At 44.9% G+C, this 25,722-nt stretch carries 26 protein-coding genes; 25 read left to right on the plus strand and 1 reads right to left on the minus strand.

The genetic code is table 11. The features are described from left to right. Positions 1-5: 5 nt before the first annotated feature. From ACVC7Q_RS07920 to ACVC7Q_RS07995, 16 genes are all read left to right on the plus strand, one after another. On the plus strand, positions 6-410 hold the full coding sequence (locus tag ACVC7Q_RS07920) for a hypothetical protein (protein ID WP_447265473.1): 405 nt from the start codon (positions 6-8) through the stop codon (positions 408-410). Then, a complete protein-coding gene (locus ACVC7Q_RS07925; protein WP_447265474.1) occupies positions 400-2,202 on the plus strand; it encodes an acyltransferase family protein in 1,803 nt (600 codons plus the stop codon). The genes ACVC7Q_RS07920 and ACVC7Q_RS07925 overlap by 11 nt, the downstream gene beginning before the upstream one ends. A gap of 402 nt (positions 2,203-2,604) precedes the next feature. Next, positions 2,605-5,256 (plus strand): bifunctional acetaldehyde-CoA/alcohol dehydrogenase, encoded by a 2,652-nt coding sequence (adhE, locus tag ACVC7Q_RS07930; RefSeq protein ID WP_049483964.1) that lies wholly within the window; start codon positions 2,605-2,607, stop codon positions 5,254-5,256. A gap of 310 nt (positions 5,257-5,566) precedes the next feature. Further along, complete coding sequence (locus ACVC7Q_RS07935) at positions 5,567-6,118, plus strand: hypothetical protein (protein ID WP_447265475.1); 552 nt, start codon at positions 5,567-5,569, stop codon at positions 6,116-6,118. A 9-nt stretch (positions 6,119-6,127) separates the two neighbouring features. Continuing rightward, complete coding sequence (locus ACVC7Q_RS07940) at positions 6,128-6,433, plus strand: hypothetical protein (protein WP_447265476.1); 306 nt, start codon at positions 6,128-6,130, stop codon at positions 6,431-6,433. After that, positions 6,433-6,756, plus strand: a complete 324-nt coding sequence (locus ACVC7Q_RS07945) for a hypothetical protein (RefSeq protein WP_447265477.1) — start codon at positions 6,433-6,435, stop codon at positions 6,754-6,756. The genes ACVC7Q_RS07940 and ACVC7Q_RS07945 overlap by 1 nt, the downstream gene beginning before the upstream one ends. A gap of 163 nt (positions 6,757-6,919) precedes the next feature. Continuing rightward, positions 6,920-7,972, plus strand: coding sequence for a zinc-dependent alcohol dehydrogenase family protein (locus ACVC7Q_RS07950; RefSeq protein ID WP_447265478.1), 1,053 nt, complete (start codon positions 6,920-6,922; stop codon positions 7,970-7,972). Positions 7,973-8,130: 158 nt separating this feature from the next. Then, entirely contained in the window at positions 8,131-8,517 is a 387-nt protein-coding gene (locus ACVC7Q_RS07955) for an ABC transporter permease (protein WP_447265479.1), read from the plus strand. 170 nt (positions 8,518-8,687) lie between these two features. Continuing rightward, complete coding sequence (locus tag ACVC7Q_RS07960) at positions 8,688-9,386, plus strand: N-acetylmannosamine-6-phosphate 2-epimerase (RefSeq protein WP_447265480.1); 699 nt, start codon at positions 8,688-8,690, stop codon at positions 9,384-9,386. Between the two features lie 132 nt (positions 9,387-9,518). Beyond that, complete coding sequence (locus ACVC7Q_RS07965; RefSeq protein ID WP_447265481.1) at positions 9,519-10,835, plus strand: extracellular solute-binding protein; 1,317 nt, start codon at positions 9,519-9,521, stop codon at positions 10,833-10,835. Positions 10,836-11,027: 192 nt separating this feature from the next. Further along, positions 11,028-11,915: a carbohydrate ABC transporter permease gene (locus ACVC7Q_RS07970; RefSeq protein ID WP_003009412.1), complete on the plus strand. Its 888-nt coding sequence runs from the start codon at positions 11,028-11,030 to the stop codon at positions 11,913-11,915. Between the two features lie 15 nt (positions 11,916-11,930). After that, a complete protein-coding gene (locus ACVC7Q_RS07975; RefSeq protein ID WP_003002334.1) occupies positions 11,931-12,770 on the plus strand; it encodes a carbohydrate ABC transporter permease in 840 nt (279 codons plus the stop codon). A 74-nt stretch (positions 12,771-12,844) separates the two neighbouring features. After that, positions 12,845-13,297 (plus strand): YhcH/YjgK/YiaL family protein, encoded by a 453-nt coding sequence (locus tag ACVC7Q_RS07980; RefSeq protein ID WP_003009416.1) that lies wholly within the window; start codon positions 12,845-12,847, stop codon positions 13,295-13,297. A 21-nt stretch (positions 13,298-13,318) separates the two neighbouring features. Beyond that, positions 13,319-13,966, plus strand: coding sequence for a YesL family protein (locus tag ACVC7Q_RS07985; RefSeq protein ID WP_447265482.1), 648 nt, complete (start codon positions 13,319-13,321; stop codon positions 13,964-13,966). A gap of 31 nt (positions 13,967-13,997) precedes the next feature. Beyond that, the gene (locus tag ACVC7Q_RS07990; RefSeq protein WP_447265483.1) at positions 13,998-14,915 is read left to right on the plus strand and encodes a dihydrodipicolinate synthase family protein; all 918 of its coding nucleotides are present in this window, start codon (positions 13,998-14,000) and stop codon (positions 14,913-14,915) included. Between the two features lie 15 nt (positions 14,916-14,930). Then, entirely contained in the window at positions 14,931-15,818 is an 888-nt protein-coding gene (locus ACVC7Q_RS07995) for an ROK family protein (RefSeq protein ID WP_447265484.1), read from the plus strand. Positions 15,819-15,915: 97 nt separating this feature from the next. On the opposite strand, the gene ACVC7Q_RS08000 is transcribed toward ACVC7Q_RS07995, so the two are convergent. Further along, positions 15,916-16,755, minus strand: coding sequence for a MurR/RpiR family transcriptional regulator (locus tag ACVC7Q_RS08000; RefSeq protein ID WP_447265485.1), 840 nt, complete (start codon positions 16,753-16,755; stop codon positions 15,916-15,918). Positions 16,756-17,049: 294 nt separating this feature from the next. Here ACVC7Q_RS08000 and ACVC7Q_RS08005 point away from each other — a divergent pair, with 294 nt between their 5' ends. The 9 genes from ACVC7Q_RS08005 (at position 17,050) to ACVC7Q_RS08045 (ending at position 25,722) form a co-directional block, all read left to right on the plus strand. Continuing rightward, the gene (locus tag ACVC7Q_RS08005; protein WP_049507263.1) at positions 17,050-17,373 is read left to right on the plus strand and encodes a hypothetical protein; all 324 of its coding nucleotides are present in this window, start codon (positions 17,050-17,052) and stop codon (positions 17,371-17,373) included. Continuing rightward, the gene (locus ACVC7Q_RS08010; RefSeq protein WP_447265486.1) at positions 17,363-19,324 is read left to right on the plus strand and encodes a V-type ATP synthase subunit I; all 1,962 of its coding nucleotides are present in this window, start codon (positions 17,363-17,365) and stop codon (positions 19,322-19,324) included. Before ACVC7Q_RS08005 ends, ACVC7Q_RS08010 begins: the two co-directional genes overlap by 11 nt. Positions 19,325-19,354: 30 nt before the next feature. Further along, positions 19,355-19,834, plus strand: a complete 480-nt coding sequence (locus ACVC7Q_RS08015) for a V-type ATP synthase subunit K (protein WP_003009435.1) — start codon at positions 19,355-19,357, stop codon at positions 19,832-19,834. A 70-nt stretch (positions 19,835-19,904) separates the two neighbouring features. Further along, positions 19,905-20,495, plus strand: a complete 591-nt coding sequence (locus ACVC7Q_RS08020) for a hypothetical protein (protein WP_447265487.1) — start codon at positions 19,905-19,907, stop codon at positions 20,493-20,495. Positions 20,496-20,504: 9 nt separating this feature from the next. Beyond that, positions 20,505-21,524, plus strand: a complete 1,020-nt coding sequence (locus ACVC7Q_RS08025; protein WP_447265488.1) for a V-type ATPase subunit — start codon at positions 20,505-20,507, stop codon at positions 21,522-21,524. Continuing rightward, positions 21,505-21,825, plus strand: a complete 321-nt coding sequence (locus ACVC7Q_RS08030; protein WP_447265489.1) for a V-type ATP synthase subunit F — start codon at positions 21,505-21,507, stop codon at positions 21,823-21,825. The genes ACVC7Q_RS08025 and ACVC7Q_RS08030 overlap by 20 nt, the downstream gene beginning before the upstream one ends. Further along, positions 21,822-22,526, plus strand: coding sequence for a GNAT family N-acetyltransferase (locus ACVC7Q_RS08035; RefSeq protein ID WP_447265490.1), 705 nt, complete (start codon positions 21,822-21,824; stop codon positions 22,524-22,526). The genes ACVC7Q_RS08030 and ACVC7Q_RS08035 overlap by 4 nt, the downstream gene beginning before the upstream one ends. Before the next feature lie 33 nt (positions 22,527-22,559). Then, positions 22,560-24,350, plus strand: a complete 1,791-nt coding sequence (locus tag ACVC7Q_RS08040; protein ID WP_447265491.1) for a V-type ATP synthase subunit A — start codon at positions 22,560-22,562, stop codon at positions 24,348-24,350. Then, positions 24,337-25,722, plus strand: a complete 1,386-nt coding sequence (locus tag ACVC7Q_RS08045; RefSeq protein ID WP_447265492.1) for a V-type ATP synthase subunit B — start codon at positions 24,337-24,339, stop codon at positions 25,720-25,722. Before ACVC7Q_RS08040 ends, ACVC7Q_RS08045 begins: the two co-directional genes overlap by 14 nt.

The following is a 25,722-nucleotide window of genomic DNA, read 5'->3' on the forward strand; positions in this document are numbered from 1 at the left end:
AGAATATGAAAGAATTTTTAGAGACTTATAAGGTCTATCTAACAAGAAAAAATTTAGAAATAGTAGCATTGGTAGTGATTGTCTTATCTGCTTTGCTGGTCTTCTTTTCATCTATTCCGGGTCAGGGTGTCTTGACCTTGGACAAGGGCGCTATCCGTTACAAGGGAAGTTTAGTTCGTGGCAAGATGAATGGCAAGGGAACCGTCACCTTTAAAAACGGCGATACTTATACAGGAAACCTCGTCAACGGCTCTTTTAGTGGTTATGGCAAATTTAAGTCCAAGGATGGCTGGACCTATGAAGGGCAGTTTGTCAATGGTCAGCCCGAGGGCAAAGGCACCTTAACCACAGAAGCCAACGTCATATACAAAGGAACATTCAAGCAGGGGATTTATCAGAATGCGCATTAAATGGTTTTCACTCGTCCGTGTCACAGGACTCTTATTGGTATTGCTTTACCATTTCTTCCAAAAAGCCTTTCCTGGAGGCTTCATTGGGGTAGATATTTTCTTCACCTTTTCAGGATTTTTGATTACAGCGCTCTTGATCGATGAATTTGCGCGCAAGCAAGGAATCGACTACTTGGCTTTCTTGAAACGGCGCTTTTACCGGATCGTACCCCCCCTTGTCTTTATGGTCTTGGTCGTGATGCCCTTTACCTTTATGGTGCAACGGGACTACGTGGCTGGTATTGGGACACAGATTGCGGCGGTCTTTGGTTTTGTGACCAATTTTTTTGAGATGGCAACTGGTGGTAGTTACGAAAGCAACTTCATTCCACATCTCTTTCTTCATACCTGGAGTTTGGCCCTAGAAGTGCATTACTATGTACTATGGGCGCTCCTAGCATGGTTCTTGGCTAAGCGGGCTAAGACGGTTGGAAAATACCGAGGTATGCTCTTCTTAGCATCCAGCGGGCTCTTTCTCTTTACCTTCTTGTCCATGTTCATCCGCGCCTTTCTGACAGCTAACTTCTCCACTATCTATTTCTCTAGTTTCACTCACATCTTCCCCTTCTTTGCGGGATCGTGCCTAGCAACGGTAACAGGGATTGCTAATGTCAGCCCGAACTTTACAAAGCTGGTGCAGTCTTGGAGTATGAAAAAGACTTTGTCGGTCTTGGGCGGAAGCTTTGCCTTCTTGTTTGTGCTCAGTCTTTTCTTGCCATTTGATAGCTTGTGGACCTATCTGTTTGGCTTTTTAGCGGCGACAATCGCAGCTTGTGCCATGATTCTGTCGGCCCGTATTCTCCATGAAAAGACACCAGATAAAAAGGAACCAGCCATCCTCAATTTCTTGGCAGATACCAGTTATGGTGTCTATCTTTTCCACTGGCCTTTCTTTATCATCTTTTCTCAACACTTGGGAAATATGATGGCAGCCCTTGTGACGACGATCGTTTCCTTGATTCTAACGGCTCTTTCCTTCTATATTTTAGAGCCAACCATTGCAGGCAAGGAGCCTCGTGTCTTTGGTATGAAGATGGATCTGAGTTTTTTGACCAAGCCTATCTTTTACCTCATGATTCCACTGGCTCTCTTGATGTTCGGAATCTCTGCCTTTGCACCAACAGTCGGAGCTTTTGATGAGAGTTTGGTTGTGAGTGGGCTCAATCAAGCAGATAGCAAAATGCAGGTTACGCGGACGCAGGTGGACAATGCGACTGCAACAGACTATAACGTCTCAAATGGTGTGACCATGATCGGTGACTCCGTTAACTTGCGGGCGCAGGATTACCTGACTAAAGCGATCCCTGGCATCCAGATCGATGCGGTGGTGAGCCGTCAGCTGGAAAATGGAATGAAGGTCTTTGAGACCGATATCTCCAATAAAGTTCTCCTAAAAAATGTGGTCATTGCCCTAGGAACCAATACTGTAAGCAACTACAAAGAGTTGCTGGATCAGTATGTTGAAAAACTTCCAAAAGGCCGTCGCTTAATCCTTGTGACACCATATGATGGTCGATATGCCAACGATCAGTCCAGCGAATCGGTTCAAACTCGTCTTTATGAGTTAGAACTAGCCAAGAAATACGACTTTATCACCATTGCAGACTGGTATCAAGTAGCCATGGAAAATCCAAATATTTGGGTGGGAACAGACTCTGTTCACTTCAATATGGAAACCAATGGTGGGGAACTCTATGCTCAAACAGTCAAAGAAGCTCTTGACAAGGCTGAAAAAGGTCCAGTCAAGAAGTAAAAAAGTATCTCTGAAACTGAAACAAAACAAATCCTAACAAAACAAAACAAAGAGCAACTTTATACTTGTAAAAAGTTGCTTTTTTTAGTAAGATCAAGAAAACGCTTACAAAAATCAATTGAAAATATCACTTTGTGAAGAAAAAATTTTTTTAATTATTTTTTCACAATTTTGCTAAAGAATTGCTTTTACAGCAATTAAATTGATAAAACTTTCACAAATTTCAAAAAAATCTTTGTGAAAGTTGCTTGGAAGTGTTTACAAAAATCTCAAAATAGAGTACAATTATATTGTGAAATAATTAACAAATCGAAATTTCTTACACTATTCTTGAAAGTTTCTGAAAACAAGAAAAAGTTCCGGAAAAGGATAAGGGTTTCAAACATTGGAGGAAAGCATCAAATGGCTGATAAAAAAACTCTCTCACCTGAAGAAAAGAAACTCGCTGCTGAAAAACACGTAGACGAGTTGGTGCAAAAAGCGCTTGTTGCGCTTGAAGAAATGCGCAAATTGGATCAGGAACAAGTAGACTACATCGTTGCAAAAGCATCTGTAGCTGCTCTTGACGCACACGGTGAGCTTGCTCTTCATGCCTATGAAGAAACTGGTCGTGGAGTCTTTGAAGACAAGGCGACTAAAAACTTGTTCGCTTGTGAGCACGTTGTAAACAACATGCGTCACACTAAGACAGTTGGTGTCATTTCAGAAGATGACGTCACTGGTTTGACTCTTATTGCTGAGCCCGTCGGAGTTGTCTGCGGGATCACTCCTACAACAAACCCAACTTCAACAGCAATCTTTAAAGCTTTGATTTCCTTGAAGACACGGAACCCTATCGTCTTTGCCTTCCACCCATCTGCTCAAGAATCATCAGCTCATGCAGCACAAATCGTACGCGATGCGGCAATTGCAGCTGGAGCGCCTGAGAACTGTGTGCAATGGATTACTCAACCTTCTATGGAAGCAACGAGTGCACTGATGAACCACGAGGGAGTTGCTACGATCCTCGCGACCGGTGGGAATGCCATGGTGAAGGCGGCTTATTCTTGTGGGAAACCAGCTCTTGGGGTAGGTGCCGGAAACGTACCTGCTTATGTTGAAAAATCAGCTAACATCCGCCAAGCAGCCCACGATATCGTCATGTCTAAATCATTTGACAACGGAATGGTCTGTGCGTCTGAACAAGCGGTCATCATCGATAAAGAAATCTACGATGAGTTTGTTGAAGAATTCAAATCTTACCATACTTACTTTGTCAACAAAAAAGAAAAAGCCCTTCTTGAAGAGTTCTGCTTCGGTGTGAAAGCTAACAGCAAGAACTGTGCGGGTGCAAAATTGAATGCGGACATCGTTGGGAAACCGGCAGCATGGATCGCTGAACAAGCTGGCTTCTCTGTACCAGAAGGAACCAATATCCTTGCGGCAGAATGTAAAGAAGTTGGTGAAAAAGAACCGTTGACTCGTGAAAAATTGTCACCAGTTATCGCTGTTTTGAAATCTGAAAGCCGTGAAGACGGAATTAACAAAGCTCGCCAAATGGTTGAATTCAACGGTCTTGGCCACTCAGCAGCCATCCATACTGCTGATGAAGAATTGACAAAAGAATTTGGTAAAGCAGTTAAAGCTATTCGCGTTATCTGCAACTCTCCTTCGACTTTCGGTGGTATCGGGGATGTTTACAATGCCTTCTTGCCATCATTGACACTTGGATGTGGTTCTTACGGACGCAACTCTGTTGGGGACAACGTTAGTGCCATCAACCTCTTGAATATCAAAAAAGTCGGACGCCGGAGAAATAACATGCAATGGATGAAACTACCTTCAAAAACATACTTTGAACGTGATTCAATTGAATACCTACAAAAATGTCGTGACGTTGAACGTGTCATGATCGTTACAGACCACGCTATGGTAGAGCTTGGTTTCCTTGATCGTATCATCGAACAGCTTGACCTTCGTCGCAACAAGGTGGTTTATCAAATCTTTGCAGACGTAGAACCAGATCCAGATATCACAACTGTTGAACGTGGTACAGAGATCATGCGTGCCTTCAAACCAGATACGATCATTGCTCTTGGTGGTGGATCACCAATGGATGCGGCCAAAGTTATGTGGCTCTTCTACGAACAACCAGAAGTGGACTTCCGTGACTTGGTTCAAAAATTCATGGATATCCGTAAACGTGCCTTCAAGTTCCCATTGCTTGGTAAGAAGACGAAATTCATCGCCATCCCAACAACATCTGGTACAGGATCTGAAGTAACACCATTTGCCGTTATCTCTGATAAAGCAAACAACCGTAAATACCCAATCGCTGACTACTCATTGACACCAACCGTTGCCATCGTAGACCCTGCTTTGGTATTGACAGTTCCAGGATCTGTTGCAGCAGACACTGGTATGGACGTCTTGACGCACGCGACAGAAGCTTACGTATCACAAATGGCTAGCGACTTCACAGATGGTCTTGCCCTTCAAGCTATCAAACTTGTCTTTGAAAACTTGGAAAGCTCAGTGAAGAATGCGGACTTCCATTCACGCGAAAAGATGCACAATGCGTCAACGATCGCAGGTATGGCCTTCGCCAATGCCTTCCTCGGTATTTCTCACTCAATGGCCCACAAGATCGGTGCACAATTCCACACCATCCACGGACGGACCAATGCGATCTTGCTTCCGTACGTTATCCGCTACAACGGTACACGCCCAGCCAAGACAGCTACATGGCCTAAGTACAACTACTACCGTGCAGATGAAAAATACCAAGATATCGCTCGTATGTTAGGACTTCCATGCTCTACACCAGAAGAAGCCGTTGATGCCTACGCAAAAGCTGTGTACGAACTTGGTGAACGCTGTGGTATTGAAATGAACTTCAAAGCACAAGGGGTTGATGAAAAAGAATGGAAGAAACATTCTCGTGAATTGGCCTTCCTTGCTTACGAAGATCAATGTTCACCAGCTAACCCACGTCTTCCAATGGTAGACCATATGCAAGAAATCATCGAAGATGCATACTATGGTTACAAGGAACGTCCAGGACGTCGTAAATAAGACGCCAAGGAACAACTGATGTTTATCAGCTATCCCTCGCTCAAAAGAGCGGGGGATTTTTGATGGCCTTTTCAGGTTTCAATCGAAAAAAGGGAGCTGAGGGATTGGCTGTCTTTGTTGTTTTTCAGAGCTCCGAACCGTTTTTTCATAAAAAATTAGACTTTTTTTAAGAATCTGTGCTATTTTTATAGCATTACGGGCTAATTTATGATACCCTATAGTATGTGAATCTGCTTGTAGTTGAAGGGTTAGGATAGTTTTTCAGTTATAGGAAACGAGAAAACAAATCCAAGAAAGGAGGCCATCTCAAATGGAGTTAGAAGGTGAAGTGCAAGATCAGGCACAGAAAATTATTGAAATGCCCCAACGAGATCGGGCAACGTCCGCTTCAGAAAATCAGCCATCATCTGCTTCGGTGGTCTCCATGTATGGGCAGGAAAGGCCCAGCATTCCGAGTCTCCATCAGCAATTGGCAGGAGCATCTGGTACCCAGACCATTCAATTACGAGAGGAATTGGTACTGGCAGTAGCACAAAATGCTTCAGCGCAAGCGACGGTCTTTGAGGCCGAGCTCAAAGATCAGCTAGAAGTGGCCAAGGAGACGGTTTCCCATAAGGTTGCGGAGGTGTCACAAATGGCCCACAGCATGGCCCAATTTTTGACAGACGCAGAAGTGGAGCAACTATTAGGAGAGTTCTCCATGGATATTTGTTGGGACCAAGCGGTAGAGGCGGAGAACCTCGCTCAAGCAAAAGCCTATTCCACTCGCTTGTCAGACTTGGCAGGGCAGCTGGAGGCTGCGTCAACCCAATTGGTAGACTTGGACAAGGGACAAGCAGTGGCCTTTGATTTTCATAAGTAGGAGAAAAAGATGTTAGAGATCCTGGGAGAGGATAGAGAACGCGTTGAGGAGCTCCATCGAGAGATTAAAAAGGAGCAAGAGCGGATTGCAATTCGGAGTTTGATTGCAACGCAAAAAGCCTTGATGATGTTGGAAGGGATGAGTTTGCAGGTGACTTTGAGCGGTCAATCCGAAAAAATGCGCTCTTTTGCTACAACAACTCTAGTTAATGATTTGAAAGATGGATTTACAGGAGGAGCAGCGGACGCGGCAGAAGCAGCACTGAAATCAGTGAAAAAGCCGATTTTATTGAGTCCGATTAAAGGAGGTATGTGATGTACCATTCAGGAAATAGTGAATTAGAACAACTAGAAGATCGACATTACCGCTTCAACCAGAAACTTAGCGAGTTGGAGTGGGATTATGCGGATATGCGTATGGATGTCCGCCAACATACAGAAAATTTAGTAGACTGGCTGAGTGCCCTTCATTTTCAAGCCCCAAGTGCGGAGGTTCAAAGTGGCTTGGAGCGTTTATTTGCCTTGCAAGAAGAGTTTGAGGCAGAACTCAAGCGCTATGAAGAGCGCTTAGAAGAAGAGCGTGAGCGCGAGCAGCAAGAGTACTATAGGCAGCGTCAACAATTAGAACAAGGTGATTGAAACATTCCTCAGGTAGAGATAAGAGGAATGTTTTTGTTTGCTCAAAAAACTTTTAAAAATGTGCTCATAAATTCTTGTAAGCGTTTACTTAATATGTTATAATATTCACAAAGAAACGAAAATAAAATGGTTTTATCAAACCAACAAAGAAAAGGAGTCGCTTATGAAAGCTGCAACTTATGTATCTGCAGGCAATCTGCAACTGATCGACCAACCAAAACCAGAGATCAAGAACCCAACAGATGCAATTGTGCGGATCTTGAAAACAACCATCTGTGGCACAGACCTTCACATTTTAGGAGGAGATGTCCCTGCTTGTAAAGAAGGCACGATTTTAGGTCACGAAGGAATTGGGATTGTTGAAGAAGTCGGTGATGCGGTTAGCAACTTCAAGGTGGGAGACAAGGTCATCATCTCTTGTGTCACAGCTTGTAACACCTGCTACTACTGTAAACGTAGTCTTCCTTCTCACTGTGAAGATGGTGGTTGGATTTTGGGTCACTTGATCAACGGAACCCAAGCAGAGTATGTCCACATTCCACATGCGGATGGCAGTCTTTATCATGCGCCTGAAACGGTGGATGACGAAGCCTTGGTGATGCTCTCAGACATTCTCCCAACGTCTTATGAAATTGGGGTGCTTCCATCTCATGTGAAACCAGGGGACAATGTCTGTATCGTTGGAGCTGGTCCGATCGGTCTTGCGGCTCTCTTGACTGTTCAATTCTTCTCGCCAGCTACGATTATCATGGTGGACTTATCTGAATCTCGTCTTGAAGCAGCTAAGAAATTTGGAGCAACTCATACCATCTGCTCCAGTGATATCGCTGAAATCAAGGACTTTATCAATGAAGTGACCGAAGGTCGTGGTGTCGATATCTCCATGGAATGTGTGGGCTATCCTGCTACTTTCGATGTCTGCCAAAACGTCATCTCTGTCGGTGGTCATATTGCCAATGTCGGTGTCCATGGAAAACCAGTTAGCTTCAATTTGGACGATTTGTGGATCAAGAACATTACCCTCAACACCGGTCTTGTCAATGCCAATACCACTGAAATGTTGCTCAATGTCTTGAAGTCAGGCAAGATCGATGCAACCAAACTTATCACCCACCACTTCAAACTCTCAGAAGTTGAAAAAGCCTATGATGTCTTTAAACATGCGGGTGAAAACCACGCACTCAAGGTGATTATCGAAAATGACATCAGTGAATGATGTGCTCGTTACTCTTTGTTCATAGTTTTTTTAGACGGACCAGAGATATTCTGGTCCTATTTTCAACCCCAACTAACCGATTTCACCTTGCAAAAAAAAATTCCTTGTCTTATAATATAAGTGCAGAAAACGATTACATAATAGAAAGGTGTGATCTTATGAAACGGTTTTATTATCATCGTGAATTCTGGATGGACTTTCATTTCTGGCTCTTGGTCTTGCTTTTAGCAACTGTGGTTATGACGATGCAGGCTCCGCTTTCGGTAGTTAGCCTAGCTTATCTTGCTTTTGTAGGGATTTTGATTCTTCTGCAGGTCTTTCAACCGTCTGTATCGACACGGCAGTACCCAGAAGGTAGCTACCATTTCAATTGGACCTTCTATCGCGATACTAGACTGTATATCAATCTCTTTTTATTAGCAGGTCTCTTGGTAGGCCCAATTGCTTCATCGGATATGGTCTACTGGATCTTGCTTGGAGCTGTCGTCGGCTCTATCGGTTTTGTATTTGTCGTAAAGGAAAAAGCAACTCAAAAGATGGCCTAGTGAATCGTCATCATGTCGATCTCTGAAACTAGTTTCAGAGATCTTTTTATTTTCCCCTAAAATGTGAAACTATAATCCAATTGCACGATTAATATTGTAAGTGCTTTAAAAATAGATTATAATCAATTTACAAGTACTCGAGTTGCCTTATTATCAAAGGAGAAGGAGTTATGTCAAAGATTACAAAAGATGAACTGATTGAACAAATCAAAGATGGCATCATTGTTTCTTGTCAAGCTCTCCCTCATGAACCGCTCTATACAGAAGAAGGAGGAGTCATTCCTCTCTTGGTCAAAGCGGCTGAGCAGGGTGGAGCTGTCGGGATCCGAGCCAACAGTGTCCGGGATATCAAGGAAATCAAGGAAGTGACCAAGTTACCAATCATTGGGATTATCAAGCGTGACTACCCACCTGAAGAACCTTTTATCACGGCAACCATGAAAGAAGTCGATGAATTAGCAGCTTTGGACATCGCGGTCATTGCCCTGGATTGTACCAAACGTCCCCGTCATGATGGTCTTTTGATTGGTGACTTTATCCGTCAAGTCAAAGAAAAATATCCCGATCAACTTTTGATGGCTGATATCTCTACCTTGGAAGAAGGATTGACAGCTGTTGAGGCGGGAGTAGACTTTGTCGGAACGACCCTGTCCGGCTATACGGACTACAGTCCAAAGGTCGATGGACCAGATTTTGAACTGATCCATAGCCTCTGCCAAGCAGGAGTGGATGTCATCGCAGAAGGCAAGATCCACTATCCTGATCAGGCCAAGAAAATCTATGATCTCGGAGTTCGCGGCATCGTCGTAGGTGGCGCTATTACCCGACCAAAAGAGATCACCGAGCGCTTTGTCGCAGCCTTAAAATGAGAAAACAAAACAGAAGATTGAAGGAGGAGGAGACCCTATAGAGAGTAGTCGAATCTGAAACAAGAATAGGCGTCCTCATTGAGGATAATCCCCTGTAAGAGAAATCTTACCGCACTTTTTAGGAGAAATCACATGAAAATGAAAAAAGTATTGTGCTCGTTGGTAGCTGGTGCAGCTCTTCTAGCACTCGCAGCTTGTGGATCTGGCGGAGGATCTAAATCCGAATCTTCAAGCGATAACTCTGGTAAAACAGAAATCACTTGGTGGGCCTTCCCAGTCTTTACTCAAGAGAAAGCTGATGATGGTGTAGGAACCTACGAAAAATCTATTATCGAAGCTTTCGAAAAAGCCAATCCAGATATTAAAGTGAAGTTAGAAACCATCGACTTCAAGTCAGGCCCTGAAAAAATCACGACAGCTATCGAAGCAGGAACTGCTCCAGATGTGCTCTTTGACGCACCAGGGCGGATTATCCAATACGGTAAAAATGGTAAATTGGCAGATTTGAACGATCTCTTTACAGATGATTTCGTGAAAGATGTTAACAATGAAAATATCATCCAAGCCAGCAAGGCAGGCGATACAGCTTACATGTATCCAATTAGTTCAGCACCATTCTACATGGCTATGAATAAGAAGATGCTTAAAGATGCGGGTGTGTTGGATCTTGTCAAAGAAGGTTGGACAACAGACGACTTTGAAAAAGTCTTGAAAGCTTTGAAAGACAAGGGTTATACACCAGGATCACTCTTCAGTAATGGTCAAGGTGGAGACCAAGGTACTCGTGCCTTTATCGCCAACCTTTACGGTGGTTCTGTTACAGATGAAAAAGTAACTAAATATACAACGGATGATCCAAAATTTGTCAAAGGTTTGGAAAAAGCTTCTAAATGGATCAATGACGGCTTGCTGATGAATGGTTCTCAATTCGATGGTGGAGCAGACATCCAAAACTTTGCGAATGGTCAAACTTCTTATACCATCTTGTGGGCACCTTCACAAAACGGTATTCAAGCGAAATTGTTGGATGCAAGTAAGGTTGAAGTAGTAGAAGTGCCATTCCCATCTGATTCAGGCAAGCCAAAATTGGAATACCTTGTCAATGGATTTGCGGTCTTCAATAATAAAGATGAAAAGAAAATTGCTGCTGCTAAAAAATTTGTACAGTTCATCGCAGACGATAAAAAATGGGGTCCAAAAGATGTTGTGCGTACAGGAGCTTTCCCAGTTCGTAGTTCATTTGGTAAGTTGTACGATGACAAACGGATGGAAACCATCAGCACTTGGACAAAATACTACTCTCCATACTACAACACAATCGATGGTTTTGCAGAAATGCGGACTCTATGGTTCCCAATGTTGCAATCTGTTTCAAATGGAGATGAAAAAGCAGAACCAGCTTTGAAGACCTTTACTGAAAAAGCAAATGAAACTATTAAGAAAAAATAATCAGTCTATGAAGCAAATCTAAGTCTCTCATAGAAATGAGAATATGCAGGCCCCTTCGAATCCGTAGCTCTCTATTTGGAATGGAACGAAGGGGTCTTCATTCTTTCTGAATCTTCTTTTCTCAATTCGCAATAAATGAGTAGAAAAGAGGTAGACAGAAAATAGAAAAAGAACACTAGGAGGTGCCTTACTGTGAAGGTAAACAAAATCCGAATGAGGGAGACACTCGTTTCCTACGCATTCCTAGCACCCATTTTAATCTTCTTTACGGTCTTTGTCCTAGCCCCCATGATTATGGGCTTTGTGACAAGTTTCTTCAACTATTCTATGACATCCTTCAAGTTTGTCGGTTTAGAAAATTATTCCCGCATGTTTGCGGATAAAGTTTTTGTGAAGTCCTTAATCAATACCGTCATTATCGTTATCGGCTCGGTTCCGATCGTCGTATTGTTCTCCTTGTTTGTGGCTTCTCAGACCTATCATCAAAATGCCATTGCGCGTTCCTTCTACCGTTTCGTCTTCTTCCTTCCTGTTGTTACAGGGAGTGTAGCGGTAACGGTTGTGTGGAAATGGATCTATGATCCGCTATCAGGGATTTTGAACTTTGTATTGAAATCTGGACATGTCATCAACCAAAACATTTCTTGGTTGGGGGACAAACACTGGGCTTTGATGGCCATCATCATTATTTTGTTGACCACTTCAGTTGGTCAGCCGATCATCCTCTACATTGCGGCCATGGGAAATATTGACAATTCACTTGTAGAAGCCGCGCGTGTGGATGGTGCGACAGAATTCCAAGTTTTCTGGAAAATCAAATGGCCAAGCTTGTTGCCAACAACTTTGTACATTGCCATCATTACGACCATTAACTCTTTCCAATGTTTCGCCTTGATCCAATTGTTGACATCCGGTGGTCCGAACTACTCAACAAGTACCCTTATGTACTACCTCTATGAAAAAGCCTTTAAACTCTCTGAATACGGTTATGCCAACACCATGGGTGTCTTCCTTGCGGTGATGATTGCCATTATCAGTTTTGCGCAATTCAAGATCCTCGGAAACGACGTAGAATACTAAAGAAAGGAGTCTCAGATGAAACCAACACAAAAGAAACCCATCACTGCCTTTACAGTGATTTCAACGATCATTTTGCTCCTTTTGACAGTCTTGTTCATTTTCCCATTTTATTGGATTTTGACAGGGGCCTTTAAGTCTCAGCCAGATACCATTATGATCCCACCTCAATGGTGGCCAAAGACACCAACCATGGAAAACTTCCAACAGTTGATGGTACAAAATCCAGCCCTACAATGGTTGTGGAACAGTGTCTTTATCTCCCTTGCAACCATGCTCTTGGTGTGTATGACCTCTTCCTTGGCGGGCTATGTCTTGGCTAAGAAACGCTTTTATGGTCAACGAATTCTTTTTGCTATCTTTATCGCAGCTATGGCCCTTCCGAAGCAAGTTGTCTTGGTTCCATTGGTACGGATTATCAACTTCATGGGAATTCACGATACCCTTGCAGCGGTGATCTTACCACTGGTTGGATGGCCATTCGGTGTCTTCTTGATGAAGCAATTTAGTGAAAACATCCCAACAGAACTCTTAGAATCTGCTAAGATCGATGGTTGTGGAGAGTTGCGAACTTTCTGGAGCGTTGCCTTCCCAATTGTCAAACCGGGATTTGCAGCCCTTGCCATCTTCACCTTCATCAACACTTGGAACGACTACTTTATGCAATTGGTTATGTTGACCTCTCGTCAAAACTTGACCATTTCACTAGGGGTTGCGACCATGCAGGCTGAAATGGCAACCAACTATGGCTTGATCATGGCTGGGGCAGCCCTAGCAGCGGTTCCAATCGTTACGGTCTTCCTCGTTTTCCAAAAATCCTTCACCCAAGGGATTACTATGGGAGCGGTCAAAGGATAAGTTATCCACTTGTACAAACGATAGTTGTGTGCAGATAGGTTTTCTAGGCTGAGAAGTATCGAAAGGATGAGAATATGATATTTGATGATTTAAAAAACATCACCTTTTACAAAGGGATCCACCCCAATCTAGATCAGGCCATTGACTTTCTCTATGAGCATCGGAAGGATTCTTTTGAATTGGGGAGATACGATATTGATGGGGATAAGGTCTTTCTCGTCGTTCAAGAAAATACACTCAACAAAGCAGAAAATGATCGCTTTGAACACCACAAAAGATATGCCGATTTGCATTTATTAGTAGAAGGGCATGAGTTTTCGAGTTATGGATCTCGTGTGACAGGTGAGGCGCTCGCATTTGATGAAGCATCAGACATCGGTTTTGTCCATTGTCAGGAGTCTTATCCGCTTCATCTGGGTTATCATAATTTTGCGATTTTCTTTCCAGGGGAGCCTCACCAGCCCAATGGCTATGCAGGGCAAGAAGATATTGTGAAAAAGTATCTATTTAAAATTGCGATCGATTGATCATGTTAGAAAGGAGTGCCTATGTCATCTAAGGGGGCAGGATTGATCAAATCCGTCTTTAACACGGACAATGTAGTGATGCGCATCAGTGAGAAGGTGCTCGACTTGGTAACCGTTAATCTTTTATTTGTGCTAAGTTGTTTACCAGTTCTCACGATTGGAATTGCGAAAATTAGTTTGTATCAAACGGTTTTTGCCATCAAACACCAACGTCGCCTACCAGTCATTCGGACCTACATCAACGCCTTTCACGAAAATTGGAAGATAGGCTTGCGACTAGGAAGTCTGGAACTGCTTATTGCAGGTATTTGTCTCTTTGACTTGTTGCTCTTTTGGAGCCAGACAGCCTTGCCGATGCAGGTGTTAAAAGCTGTGTGTCTAGGGCTCTTTATCTTCCTAGTTCTGGTCATGCTAGCGGCCTATCCAATTGCAGCCCGTTACCAATTGGATTGGAAGGAGTGTTTGCAAAAAGCCATGATTGTGACAGGGCTCCATTTTCCTTGGTTCTTCGTCATGGGAAGTGCTCTCTTACTTCTATGTATGGCTCTTGCAAGCTCAGTCTTAGCTTTCCTATTGGGACTCATGATCTTTTTCTTGTTCGGTTTTTCAAGCTTGGCTTATGCACAAGTTGGATTAATGGAAAAGATTTTTGCCCACTACCAAGAATAAAATGAATTCAATAGTGACAAAAGGAGAAAATATGTCAGATTTAAAAAAATATGAAGGAGTCATCCCTGCTTTTTATGCCTGCTATGATGACCAAGGGGAAATTAGCCCGGAGCGGGTGCGTGCTCTCGTAGAATATTTTATCGCGAAAGGTGTGCAGGGCTTGTATGTCAACGGATCCTCTGGCGAATGTATCTACCAGAGCGTGGCCGATCGCAAGCTGATCTTGGAAGAAGTCATGGCAGTAGCTAAAGGAAAATTGACCATCATCGCTCACGTAGCCTGCAACAACACCAAGGATAGCGTGGAATTGGCACGACATGCAGAAAAACTAGGAGTGGATGCCATTGCGGCCATTCCGCCGATCTATTTCCGCTTGCCAGAATACAGTGTGGCCCACTACTGGAATGAAATCAGTGCAGCTGCACCCCATACAGACTTTGTCATCTACAATATCCCGCAATTGGCTGGGGTAGCTTTGACACCGAGTCTTTACAAGGAAATGTTGAAAAATCCACGGGTGATTGGGGTGAAAAATTCTTCGATGCCTGTTCAGGACATTCAAACTTTTGCTTCTTTAGGAGGTGATAACCATATCGTCTTTAATGGTCCGGATGAACAATTCTTAGGTGGCCGTCTCATGGGAGCACATGCTGGTATCGGTGGCACCTATGGTGCTATGCCAGAGCTATTCTTGAAGCTCAATCAGCTAATTGCTGAGAAAGACTTAGAGACTGCGCGTGCCTTGCAGTTTGCCATCAATGATATTATCGGAGTCTTGACGTCTGCTCATGGCAATATGTATGCGGTCATCAAAGCGGTTTTGCGCATCAATGAAGGTTTGGACTTGGGATCTGTTCGCTCCCCTTTGACGCCAGTAGTAGAAGCGGATCAAGAAGTGATTCAACGTGCTGCTCAACTCATTCAGGACACAAAAGACAGATTCCTTTGATCAAAGGAGGTCTAGATGAATCCATATGTTGTAATTGATATCGGCGGAACGAGTATCAAATATGGTCTAGCCGATGCAAACGGGCAACTCTTAGAGACCCATGAAATGCCAACAGAGGCCCAAAAAGGAGGACCTCATATACTTAAAACAACAAAGGAAATAGTAGCCCGTTATTTGAAGAAGCATACCTTAGCAGGGGTCGCGATTTCCTCAGCAGGGATGGTCGATCCGGATAAGGGAGAAATCTTTTATGCCGGACCACAAATTCCTAATTATGCTGGAACTCAGTTCAAAAAGGAAATTGAGGAGGCCTTTCAGATCCCTTGCGAGATTGAAAATGATGTCAATTGTGCCGGTCTTGCAGAAGTCACAACAGGTCATGCAAAAGGATCGAACAATGCTGTTTGCTTGACAATTGGAACAGGGATCGGCGGTTGCCTCTTACTGGATGGTCAAGTCTTTCATGGCTTTAGCAATTCAGCCTGTGAGGTTGGCTATCTTCATTTGCCAGACGGTGCCTTTCAGGATCTGGCTTCAACGACGGCTTTAGTCGAGTATGTGGCAGAACATCATGGTGACCCTGTGGAACAGTGGAATGGTCGCCGGATCTTCAAGCAGGCAACTGAAGGAGATAAAATCTGTATGGTTGGAATTGATCGGATGGTGACCTATCTTGGAAAAGGATTGGCTAATATCGTTTATGTGGTCAATCCGGAAGTCATCGTTCTTGGAGGGGGCATTATGGCTCAGGAAGCGATTCTCAAACCTAAAATCTATCAAGCTCTGTGTGCGGAACTGGTTCCTAGCCTAGCAGATAAGATCCGTTTAGAATTTGCTCACCATCAAAATGCCGCGGGTATGTTGGGGGCCTACTACCACTTTAGACAAAAACATGGAACATAAAACAAGTCGCATTGACGACTTGTTTTTGCTTCATCACAAAAAGCATGAAAGACGAAGAAAACCTTATCTTTCATGCTTTTTAAATAGGGAGACTATATTATGATTTTCGAGAACGTTGACTAGAAAGCTTTTTGTTTTCCCAGTAGCTATTAAAGACAATTTCCTTTTGTTCTCGGCTTTTATTAAGGAAATGGGCATAGATTAAATCGACCACGATGAGGAGTGGTAAAATCGCAGAGATACGATCGATATAGGTACTACTAGGAAGGGGTGCGGCTGGTAACACTTCTGTGAATCCTTGGTGGTTAGCAGCCGGGTTAGCAGTCAAAAGAACCGTTTTAGCCTCTTTTTCTTTCGCATTCAGAAGACTGTCTGTAATGGAGTTTGTGCCTCCTGACAATGAGAAGCCGATGACTAAACAAGAGGAATCGAGAATACTGGTCGTCCAAGCAAAGCCGTCTTGATCAGTCAGGGCTTCACAAACAACGCCTAGTCGCATAAAGCGCAATTTCATTTCTCGAGCGACTAAACCGGAACTACCAATCCCGAAGAAATAGACTCGGTCCGCTTGATTGATCAGCTCAGCTACCCGATCCACTTGGGAATCTTTTGCCAGACTTTCAGTGACGTTGCTGATATGGTGGTAGCGTTGCAAGACGCTGAGAGTGAGTTCGTCATGTTCTTGCACTTGTTTTTGATTCTTTGTTTCCTCATTAAAATGATAGACAAACTCCCGATAGCCGGAAAAGCCACATTTTTGAGAGAAACGCGTTAAAGCTGCCTTTGAGACGTGGAGTAACTCCGTTACACGAGAAGAGGACAGGGAGTGCTGTCGTGCTTCTGACGATAAAAAATATTGGGCAATGTCGCGTTCCATATCTGTTAACTCAGCTTCATGGCTGGCGATAATGGCGCGTAAATCTTGATCTTGTTTCACAGCAATCCTCCTTTCTCACGAGATGAAATAACAGGATACTCCTATAATATATTACACATTATAACATGGAGACACCCTTTTATTCAAGTAAAAGCAACCAAAAAATATTGAAACTAGTAACAGGATATGAGAAAAGAAGAGAGCGCTACCAAACTTGAAACTAAGGTCTTATTGGTTGTCCACAATTTTCTGAAAATTCCCAGTTGGGCCTGAACAAACGGTATGAATTGTGGTATAATTTAAGATAATTGTACTGTTGTTCGAAGAATGATAGTTGAATAAGGAGGTGTGACGATGTCGAATGCAACACTCGAGATGATGCAAGAGATCGAGCAAGCTGCTCAAGGCGTGATCGTAGGCTATGAAGCTCAAGTCGAACAAATCCGAACGGATTCACGCGATCGCCTTGCAACAGTGGCACAGCATTACGATGAGGAAACCAAGCAATTGGTCACAGAGGCAGAAAAAAATGCCCAGGAAAAACTCGTCCGTTTAACGAAAGATCTGGAAGAAACGGTTGCGCGCAATGATGCCAAAGTACAGCAAGCGATGACCGATAAGCGAGCTGGGTTAGTTGAAGCCATTGTAGAAAAGGTGGTAGCAAGCTATGGCCGTTAGTCAGATGCAAAAACTGTCTCTCATCTTGCCCAAAGATGACTTGGACAGTCTCCTACTAGCGCTGCAGTCTGAGGCGAAAATCCAGATTTATGACCTAAGTGAACAGGAAGAGTGGCAGGCTGCTTTTGAGGCAAATACCTTGTCTCAACCCTTGACAGAGGACAATCGTCAAGTCTTGGTAGAGCTGCAAAAACGTCAAGAACAAGTTGAAAAAATGATTCAGACTCTGGAGCCCTATATGCCTGAGAAGAAGGCTCTGCAAGCTCTGAAGGAAGAACCTTTAAGTTTGTCTTTTGATGATCTGCAGGCCCACGGGATGATTCGAGATGAGGATCTTCTATTGACCAAGTTGAAACGCCAATTGCGCGTGTTAGACAAGGCTCGCCAGAAGATTGCAGATGCAAAGGGAGAGATCGAGCGCTTAGAGAAATGGCGACCATTAGAGGTAACACCAACAGCCCTTGCTACCTTTCACTACGTGCATGGCTTGATTGGGACCATCCCGAATAGCGATACAGACGCTGTTCGTTCTTCCTTAAAAGCTCATCCTGAGCTGGAGTTGGAAGAAGTCTTTACGTCTGAAACCGAACATGGCTATGTCATCTTGTATCGTTCGGGAGACCGCGTAGCTGTTCAGGAGCTTCTGGAAGAACATGGGTTCAAAGAATTGGACTATGAAGAAGAGCAAGTTCCAGCCGTTTACTTGGATCGCCTAGAAGGGGAAATCAAAGAGCAGGAAGCTGTCGTTGCAGCAACCCTAGCAGAGTTACAAAACTCGCAGAAGGAGTTGGACCAGCTCAAGTATCAGATGGATTACTTGCTGAGTTTGGGAGCTCGTGAGGAAGCCAAGTCGCTTCTTGCCAGCACACAAAGCTTGGTAGCCCTAGAGGGTTGGATTGAAACATCCCAAGTGGCCTCATTACGAGATTTCTTGCAAGAAGGTTTTGGATCTCGGATCCTACTAGAGATGCGCGATGTAACGGAAAAAGATTGGGATGACGTTCCGATCCAGTTGCGAAATAGTGCCTTGGTAGAGCCCTTTGAATTAGTCACAGAGATGTACGCCCTGCCTAAGTATTACGAGAAAGATCCGACTCCGATCGTTTCTCTCTTCTACTTTGTTTTCTTTGGCATGATGGTCGCAGATATCGGTTATGGACTCTTGCTAACGGTAGCGACAGGGTTTGCCCTTAAAGCCTTTAAGCTCAAGCCTGGGACAGCGAAGAACCTTCGTTTCTTCAGTCTCCTCGGAATTTCAGTGGCCCTCTGGGGTGTGGTCTATGGCTCTTTCTTTGGGTTTGAGATGCCTTTTGCCCTGATCAGTACGACCAGCAACGCTATGACCATCCTGATCCTCTCAGTGGTCTTTGGTTTTGTCACTGTCTTAGTGGGACTGTTCCTAGGGGGGATGAAAAATGTCCGCCTCAAAGACTACACGGAAGCCTATAATGCTGGCTTTGCTTGGGTTTTGATCCTACTTGGCTTAATGCTACTAGCAGTAGGCAATATCTTGCCAGGGATGAGCGTCCTAGTTCCGATTGGTAAGTGGCTAGCTATTTTGAATGCCATTGGGATCTTGATTGTTTCCATTGTCAGTGCCAAGAAGTTATCCGGTCTAGCATCCGGTCTCTTTAACCTCTACAATGTCAGTGGGTACGTCGGAGACTTGGTCAGCTTCACCCGTTTGATGGCCCTGGGCTTGTCTGGAGCTAGTATCGGTTCAGCCTTTAACCTTATTGTCAATCTCTTCCCACCGCTTGGACGGTTTACGGTAGGGCTTCTGCTCTTTATCATCCTACATGCTATTAATATGTTCCTGTCCTTCTTGTCAGGATATGTGCATGGAGCTCGTTTGATCTTTGTGGAGTTCTTCGGTAAGTTCTATGAAGGAGGAGGCAAGCCATTTCGTCCTCTTAAACCTTCTGAACGCTATATTAAAACAAAAAAATAAGTATTATCTTTAATAAATAGGAGTATATTCATGGAATCTTTAGCATCATATTTTTCAGCCCATGGGGGCGCCTTCTTTGCAGCATTTGGTGTCGCGATCGCCGTCGCACTTAGTGGAATGGGATCTGCCCTTGGGGTTGGTAAAACGGGTCAAGCAGCAGCAGCGCTCTTGAAAGAACAACCCGAAAAATTTGCCCAAGCCCTGATTTTGCAATTGTTGCCAGGTACACAAGGTTTGTACGGTTTTGTTATCGGGATCTTGATCTGGTTGCAAATTAAGCCAGATATGCCACTTGAAACAGGAGTTGCTTACTTCTTTACAGCTCTTCCAGTTGCGATCGTTGGTTATTTCTCAGCGAAACACCAAGGAAATGTTGCGACAGCAGGGATGCAAATCTTGGCAAAACGTCCTGAGGACATGATGAAAGGGGTTATCCTTGCGGCCATGGTTGAAACCTATGCCATCTTGGCCTTCGTTGTGTCCTTCCTATTGACCCTACGCGTCGGCTAAGAGCTAGCTTTGATGGATTTGCCTCGCGAGGCGAAAAACACAAGACGCATGCAATAGGAGAAAAAACGATATGGATGAACAAACCCAATTAAAGGATTCGATCTTGGCCCAAGCCCACGAAAAAGGGCGTAAACTCTTAGAAGAGGCCAAGGAAACCATCCTAAAAGAAGAGACTGCGCAAGAAGAGCGTTTGATCCAGGATAAACTCAATCAACGCTCCGAGCAGCTCAAGCGGATTCAACGTCAATTGCAACGTGAAACCCAACAAATCGAAAATAAAAAACGCCAATCAACCCTTGTCACCAAGCAACGAGTCTTAAAGGATCTCTTTGCAGATGCTTATGAAGCAATGGCGGCTTGGCCCCTTGACAAGGAAATGCAGTTTGTAGATGCGATTTTAGACCGCTATCAAGGGCAAGTTGTGACTCTGACCTTTGGGGCGGTGAGTGCTAGCAAATTTGATTCAGCAGCTCTCGAGAGATTGAAGCAAACTCATCAGAATGTGACAGTCGCAGATGCGACGATCCCAGCTCAGGCAGGCTTTGTCTTGTCGGTTGGGAAGATTGATGACAACTATCTCTACCGTGATTTGGTGGATTCCATTTGGGAGCAAGAAAGCTACCAGATGGCAGCCAGCATTTTCACCGATGAAGAGAACTAGGAGGTTGCAATGAGCGAACGGACCTATTCTCAAGTTAATACAGGAATCAGCGTACGTGAGGCTAGTTTTGTCAGTCCCAGTCAGTTCGAGCAGTTGCTTGCAAGTCCCTCCAGTGAGAGCCGAGAAGGCTTGCTACAAGGGACACCTTATGCTTTAGACAGCCAGGAGATCAAGGATTTAGCAGCCCTTGAAAAGTGCCTGATGGCAACCTTGTTGGCAGAATACCAATGGGCTTTTGAAGTGGCCCCTCAGTCAGACCTGGTTAGCCTGTTTACCTTGAAGTACACCTATCATAATCTCAAGGTTTATCTAAAACACAAGGCGACAGAGCGCAAGTTGGGACATTTATTGATCCCTATCGGACCTTATTCTCTTGATGTGCTCGAGCATTTGGTGGCGACCTTTTCTGCAGAGCATTGTCCAGCCTTTATGGCTCAAGAAGTGGCTGCAACCTGGCAAGAATTCCAAGACTATCAGGACTTGCGGGTCCTCGAAATCGGGATGGACTTGGCTTATTTTAAACACCTGAGATACTTAGGAGACAGCCTAGATCATCCGATTTTGAAGCAGTTGGTAGACGTGACCATTGACTTTTACAATGCGATTACGGTCAAGCGGGCCTTGGATCAGCAAAAACCGCATAGTTTTATGCACCAATTGCTCTCGGATGAAGGAAGCCTCAGTGCCCATCAGGTGATCGACCTGCTAGAATCGGGTCAGTGGTTGACCTGGTTTTATCAAGTCAATCCGCTGGAGTACGATCTCGCCTTAGAGACTTATGAAGAAAAGATGCGCACCGGTCAACTTAAGACAACAGAGTTGGAGTATCTAGAAAGCTTGGTGAAATTCAGTCTTTTAGACGCTGGCCGTTTTGAAGTCGATGGGCCACTCCCCCTTGTCCGTTATCTTTACGGAAAAGAGTTGGAGGTGACCAACCTTCGTTTGGTCCTCTCTGGTTTGGACAATGGTTTTCCGCTAGCAGAAATCAAAGAAAGGATGAGACCGATTTATGGACAAACAGACCTATAAGATCGCCGTTGTGGGCAATCGGGACGCCATCCTTCCTTTTCGCCTGATTGGCTTTCAAACCTATCCGGTCACAGAGCCGCAAGAAGCGATCAATACCTTGCGAAAACTCAGTCGGGAAAACTTCGGGATTATCTACCTGACAGAAGATATGGCTCAAGCTATTCCAGAAACAGTGGCTTTTTACGACCAGCAGCTGACCCCGGCCTTGATTCTTATCCCGACCCATAGAGGGACTACAGGACTGGGCCAACAGCGGATTCGTGATAATGTCGAAAAAGCAGTAGGACAGGATATTTTATGAGAACAAATGAATTTGGTCAAGCGATTGGGGATGCACTGCCGGAGTTTACACCGGGGCGTCTGCCAGCTATTGAGCGGATCGAAGGTCGCTATACTGTGATCGAGCGCCTCTCAAAAGAAAAACATGGAGCAGATCTTTATCAGGTTTACGGGCCGGACTCTCCAGCAGCTATGTGGACCTTTCTGTTTAAAGGTCCTGCCCGCAATGAAGAGGAGTGGGACCGCTTATTAGATGATCTCATGACAGCCCAAGGTCGCTTTTACTATGCGATTGTAGACAAAGATTCAGGCAAGGCTTTGGGGACATTCTCTCTCATGCGGATCGATCAAGCCAACCGGGTGATCGAAGTCGGAGCAGTGACCTACTCACCAGCGCTCCAAAAGACTCGCATGGCTACAGAAGCCCAGTATCTGTTAGCGCGCTACGTGTTTGAAGATTTAGGATACCGCCGCTATGAGTGGAAATGCGATGCCTTAAACCAAGCTTCTCGCAAAGCAGCTGAGCGCTTAGGATTCACCTATGAAGGCTGTTTCCGTCAGGCTGTTGTTTATAAAGGTCGTACCCGCGATACAGACTGGCTGTCTATCATTGACCAAGAATGGCCAGCAATCAAAGAGCGTTTTGAAGCTTGGTTGGATCCAAGCAATTTCGATGTCAATGGTCAACAAAAGCAATCTCTAAGAGAGATAGCACAAAAGTAAAACAAAGAAACAAAGGATTCCCAGGAGGAATACATGACTCAAGGAAAAATTATTAAAGTTTCCGGTCCCTTGGTGGTCGCATCAGGGATGCAGGAGGCCAATATCCAAGACATCTGCCGGGTCGGCGATCTTGGTTTGATTGGCGAAATTATTGAGATGCGTCGGGATGAAGCCTCTATCCAAGTATACGAAGAAACGTCTGGAGTCGGTCCAGGAGAACCAGTAGTAACAACTGGAGCTCCCCTTTCGGTTGAGTTGGGACCAGGCTTGATCTCTCAGATGTTTGACGGGATCCAACGCCCCTTGGAACGTTTCCAAGAAGTCACCGCCAGTGACTTCCTCGTTCGTGGGGTGCAAGTTCCCAATCTCGATCGTGACACCAAATGGGCCTTCGAACCAAGTGTGGCAGAAGGGACAGAGGTGGTTGCTGGAGACATCGTTGGTACCGTTCAAGAGACCAATATGGTGGAACACCGCATCATGGTACCGTTTGGTGTGAGTGGACGTGTGACCAAGATCGCAGCAGGTTCTTACACAGTAGAAGAACCAGTTTATGAGATCGAGCAAGCAGATGGTAGCCTCTTTACTGGAAGTCTGATGCAAAAATGGCCGGTTCGTCGAGGCCGTCCCTTTGCACAAAAACTGATTCCAGTAGAGCCTTTGGTCACAGGTCAACGGGTCATCGATACTTTCTTCCCTGTTACGAAAGGTGGAGCTGCAGCTGTTCCTGGTCCTTTCGGAGCTGGAAAAACCGTCGTGCAACACCAGGTGGCCAAGTTTGCCAACGTAGACATCGTGATCTACGTAGGTTGTGGGGAACGTGGAAATGAAATGACAGACGTTCTGAATGAATTTCCAGAATTGATCGATCCAACAACTGGCCAATCCATCATGCAACGGACTGTTCTGATCGCCAATACTTCGAACATGCCAGTAGCAGCGCGGGAAGCTTCTATCTACACAGGGATCACCATTGCGGAATACTTCCGTGATATGGGCTATTCTGTTGCCATCATGGCCGATTCGACATCGCGCTGGGCTGAAGCTCTCCGTGAAATGTCTGGTCGTCTAGAAGAAATGCCAGGGGATGAAGGGTATCCAGCCTACCTTGGTAGCCGGATCGCCGAATACTACGAACGTGCCGGCCGGGTCAAGACACTAGGAACCACTGCGCGTGAAGGCTCTATTACTGCCATCGGTGCCGTTTCCCCTCCAGGTGGAGATATTTCAGAGCCGGTAACGCAAAATACCTTGCGGATCGTTAAGGTTTTCTGGGGACTAGATGCTCAATTGGCCCAACGCCGCCATTTCCCAGCCATCAACTGGTTGAGTTCTTATTCCCTTTACCAAGATGAAGTCGGTCGCTATATCGATCTACATGAACAAATCAGCTGGTCTGAAAAAGTGACCCGTGCCATGAACTTGCTTCAAAAGGAAAGTGAATTGCAAGAAATCGTTCGCCTGGTTGGTCTAGATTCCTTGTCTGAAAAGGACCGCTTGACCATGAATGCGGCCAAGATGATCCGCGAAGACTACCTGCAACAAAATGCCTTTGATGAGGTCGATACCTATACCTCTTTCAGCAAGCAGGTGGCCTTGTTGACCAACATTTTGACCTTTGACCAAGAAAGTCAAAAAGCACTAGAATTAGGGGCTTACTTCACAGAAATTATGGAAGGAACCGTAACTCTTCGAGACCGCATTGCCCGTAGCAAGTTCATCCATGAGGATCAGTTGGCAACCATTCAAGCCTTGAAAGAAGAAATCGTAGAAACCCTACACCAAATCGTCGCAAAAGGAGGAGTAGACAATGAGCGTGATTAAAGAATACCGTACTGTCAGCGAAGTTGTTGGTCCCTTGATGATTGTCGATCAGGTCGAGGGGGTTCACTACAATGAACTCGTAGAAATCAAACTCCATGACGGAACAACCCGTCAGGGACAAGTCCTAGAAGTCCAAGAAGACAAGGCCATGGTCCAGCTCTTTGAAGGATCTAGCGGGATCAACTTGGAAAAAGCCAAGGTTCGCTTTACCGGACGTCCCCTAGAACTCCCTGTGTCTGAAGACATGGTGGGCCGCATCTTTAACGGGATGGGCAAACCCATCGACGGTGGTCCAGAAATTATTCCAGAGAAGTACTTGGACATTGATGGACAAGCCATCAATCCTGTTTCGCGGGACTATCCGGATGAATTTATCCAGACAGGGATCTCGGCCATTGACCACTTGAACACCTTGGTTCGGGGCCAAAAACTCCCCGTATTCTCAGGTTCTGGTCTTCCTCACAAGGAGTTGGCAGCTCAGATTGCCCGTCAAGCGACGGTTCTTAATTCTGAAGAGAACTTCGCCGTGGTCTTTGCGGCTATGGGGATTACCTTTGAAGAAGCCGAGTTCTTTATGAACGACCTTCGGGAAACAGGAGCTATTGACCGCTCTGTCCTCTTTATCAACCTAGCTAATGACCCAGCTATCGAGCGGATTGCGACTCCTCGGATCGCCTTGACCGCAGCAGAGTATTTGGCCTATGAAAAAGATATGCACGTCTTGGTCATTATGACCGACATGACCAACTACTGTGAAGCTCTTCGGGAAGTATCCGCTGCCCGCCGGGAGGTTCCAGGACGCCGTGGCTATCCAGGTTATCTTTATACTAACCTCTCAACCCTCTACGAACGTGCAGGACGTTTGGTTGGGAAAAAGGGATCTGTGACTCAAATTCCGATCCTCTCCATGCCAGAAGATGACATCACCCACCCCATCCCTGACTTGACAGGCTACATCACGGAAGGACAAATTATCTTGTCCCGCGATCTCTACAATAGTGGTTACCGCCCACCGATCAATGTTCTTCCATCCCTTTCTCGTTTGAAGGACAAGGGTTCTGGTGAGGGTAAAACTCGAGAAGACCATGCGGCGACCATGAACCAGCTCTTTGCGGCCTATGCCCAAGGAAAACAAGCCAAAGAACTGGCTGTAGTGCTTGGGGAGTCTGCCTTGTCCGATACAGACAAGCTCTATGTCAAATTTACCGATCGCTTTGAGCAAGAATACATCAACCAAGGCTTTACCACCAATCGGACGATTGATGAAAGTTTGGATCTCGGTTGGGAACTCTTATCCATCCTTCCACGAACAGAGCTCAAACGGATCAAGGATGAGATGATTGACAAGTATCTGCCAAACAAAGAGGATTAG

The organism is Streptococcus sp. W151 (genome assembly GCF_053010205.1).